Consider the following 2,565-nt stretch of genomic DNA (forward strand, 5'->3'; position numbering starts at 1 on the left):
GCGTCGCCTATGTACACGAAGTCGCCGCCATCGAGTGCCGACGACCCGTCGGCGAACTGCCCGCCAGGGACGATGATCACCAGCATGTCGCGCCCGTCGCGGCGGCGGAGCGCGCAGAGGTACTGGAGCGCGGGCGGCGGGCAGGGGACGGCGCTAAGTGCAGCCTTGCGGAGTGCAGCAGCGGCGGCTTCGAGCAGTGCAGGGTCGTCGTCGCGTGGGATGCCCATGGCGTCGAGGTCGAATGCGAGGACGAGGCAGTCTGGCGGCTTGTCGGTTTCCATTCGACCAGTGTAGCACGTGGCTTGCTGGCGAGTCAAGTAGATTTCTTGCGGGAAAGTGATAAAATGTGCTTGACGTAGTGTGTTGCGGTGTGCTATGCTGTGTTGGCGGGAGGGGGAGAGGAGACGAGTGATGAGCGACGGCGTGACGCTTCGCCTGCACCCCGATGGGCACTGGATGCCGAACACGCCTGGGCACTGGGTTTCACACTGTCTTGACGATCCGTCCCTTGACATACCGACGCCCGTGGAGGTCTATGAGTTCAAGGGCGGGTTGATGGTTCGCTATCCCTGCGGCAACGAGAAATCCGTTCGCCAGTGCGACCCCGCAAGGTGGGAATGGGTTCCGCCCAAGGGGCCGACGGAGATCACGCCGTGAGTCTTCCCATCATTCCCAGCGAGTCGCCCTTTATTCGGCTTCTTGCCGAGACTGGCACCCCCCTAGAGGATGGCCCACACTGGGTGGATGACGAGGTGGTGCCGACCGACGACACCCTGACCCCCTTGGAAAACGGCTGCACCCTGTTCGAGAGCCGCGCGAAGGCGTCGGGCGAGTTGCTACAGGGGGCGCTGTTCGGCCCCGACGGGCGGCTGGTGGACGTGTGGCCGCACAGCCGTCCGCCCCCGCCATATCGCGTTGCGAGCGAGGAGTTCTTCAAGTCGTGTCTCCGCAGGTCCGCCGCCGGCGCGTCCGAAGCGGAGGTCGAACCACAATAGAAGGAGAGGAGCGATGGGCGCAATGAAACTGCAACCCCTTGGGCAGAGGATTCTCGTCCAAAGGCTGGAGCCGGATGCCGTGACGCCGGGCGGGATCGTCTTGCCCGAGGGTTCCCAAGAGAAGCCCATTCAGGGCGAGGTCATCGAGATCGGAGAGGGTGGCCGCGACGACGGCGGCAACGTGATTCCCATGCGCGTCAGCAAGGGCGCCCGCGTCCTTTTCGGCCTGTATGCCGGCACCGAAGTCAAGTTCAACGGCCTCGACTATCTCATCATGGATGAGGCCGATGTGCTGGCGGTCATCACGGGGGCCTGACTGTCTGCGCGTCCGAAGCGGAGGTCGAGCCGTGACGTGACGGATAACTGAGTGTCTCCCCCCGGCCAGGAGCAGCGGCGCTATGCCCCTGGCCGGGCGACGGAAGGCCCATCGTCGCCCCGTGCGGCGGTGGGCTTTCCAATGGGCCGAGGAGCGAGCGATGAGCGGGCACCTGTGCTGGAAGTGCGGCAAGGTGATGGTCTACGCCCGCGACGTGGGGCTGTGCTGGCACTGCGGGGCCACGCGGTCGGGGGGGCTGCGGGAGGGGGGCAAGCGCAAGACGCACCACAAGGCCAGACCCATCGTCCAGTTCGCGGCGGCGGGCCGCGGGCACTGGTCCGGTCCTGATTTGGCCGATCAACTGGAGTACATGCGTGAGCACCAACCGTAAGAAGAGGCGTGAGCGGGAGCAGCGGTTGCGCGCCCAGCTCTGTCAGCAGTGCAGTGAGGCCGCGACGTGCAAGGCCCCGTGTGGTCGGCTCAGGTCGTGGCTGGGCTTGCAGTGTAGGCCCATGGCGAGCGTCCACCACATCTTCGTGGGTGGGAACTCGGACATTGACGACATGCAGCCGATCATCGTGGCGAAGGTGGATCATCGCGCCGTTGGCGGCATGTGCTTGCGGGACGTGGAGACTGGCGATCCGTGGCCGCGCCGGCCAGAACGGGTCCGAAAGCACGAGAAAACGGGGCGCACGGTGCGAGAGTGGAATCTGGGCGGTGCGCATGCTTGCGAGGAGTGTGCCCAGTTCCGTAAACCCAAGTGGTGTCAGTGGATGGACGGCGAGGTAAAGCCGGATGACAGAGCGGACGGGTGTGCCGGTTGGGATAGGAAAGTGTAGCGTCGCCATGGGGGTAGGGGGAGTGTCATATTGGCACGATGCGGACGGTGATGCGGTCTGCTGTGCCTGACGCTTCCCCAAACACCACCCGCCGCGAGGCGGGAGCCTCAACCTTGCGGTAGTAGAGGCCGGTCACTGGATGCCCTCCAGGGTCCGAGTAGGCCGCCGCGCACAGTGGCGTGCCGAACGGGGTCAACCGCACCACTATACTTCTCCCGCGAGGCGGGAGGATGCCAATGGGCATGAAAGGGGCATTCCGTGGAATCCGGGCGCAAATCGAGAACTCTCGTGCTGGTGGACACTCTCAGCGGGCTGACGGCTGCCAAAGTAATGGCGGCGCTCAATGCCGATGCCATCGTGGCGCTTGATACGGACGGCGGTGTGCCACTGAGCGCAGCCGTTCGTGTCATCGAGA

5 protein-coding genes are annotated in these 2,565 nt (G+C 65.1%); 4 read left to right on the forward strand and 1 reads right to left on the reverse strand.

Annotated features, from left to right (window positions below; translation table 11 throughout):
- The coding region (locus VM221_09330) for a hypothetical protein (protein HUT75016.1) at positions 1-281 on the reverse strand (281 nt) is incomplete at its 3' end.
- 130 nt (positions 282-411) lie between these two features.
- On the opposite strand from VM221_09330, the gene VM221_09335 reads away from it, so the two are divergent.
- From VM221_09335 to VM221_09350, 4 genes are all read left to right on the forward strand, one after another.
- Positions 412-657, forward strand: a complete 246-nt coding sequence (locus tag VM221_09335) for a hypothetical protein (protein ID HUT75017.1) — start codon at positions 412-414, stop codon at positions 655-657.
- Between the two features lie 83 nt (positions 658-740).
- Positions 741-995 carry a hypothetical protein gene (locus VM221_09340; GenBank protein HUT75018.1) on the forward strand — a complete coding sequence of 85 codons (255 nt, stop codon included), beginning with the start codon at positions 741-743 and terminating at the stop codon, positions 993-995.
- A gap of 22 nt (positions 996-1,017) precedes the next feature.
- Complete coding sequence (locus VM221_09345; protein HUT75019.1) at positions 1,018-1,311, forward strand: co-chaperone GroES; 294 nt, start codon at positions 1,018-1,020, stop codon at positions 1,309-1,311.
- Positions 1,312-1,471: 160 nt separating this feature from the next.
- Positions 1,472-1,702 carry a hypothetical protein gene (locus tag VM221_09350; GenBank protein HUT75020.1) on the forward strand — a complete coding sequence of 77 codons (231 nt, stop codon included), beginning with the start codon at positions 1,472-1,474 and terminating at the stop codon, positions 1,700-1,702.
- Positions 1,703-2,565 lie beyond the last annotated feature (863 nt).

The sequence above is a fragment of the Armatimonadota bacterium genome (assembly GCA_035527535.1).
Lineage (GTDB): Bacteria > Armatimonadota > Hebobacteria.

What these genes read in the sequence shown, in the direction of transcription:
- VM221_09335 (HUT75017.1), top strand. Translation starts at nt 412, where the DNA reads ATGAGCGACGGCGTGACGCTTCGCCTGCACCCCGATGGGCACTGGATG.
- VM221_09345 (HUT75019.1), top strand. Translation starts at nt 1,018, where the DNA reads ATGAAACTGCAACCCCTTGGGCAGAGGATTCTCGTCCAAAGGCTGGAG.
- VM221_09350 (HUT75020.1), top strand. Translation starts at nt 1,472, where the DNA reads ATGAGCGGGCACCTGTGCTGGAAGTGCGGCAAGGTGATGGTCTACGCC.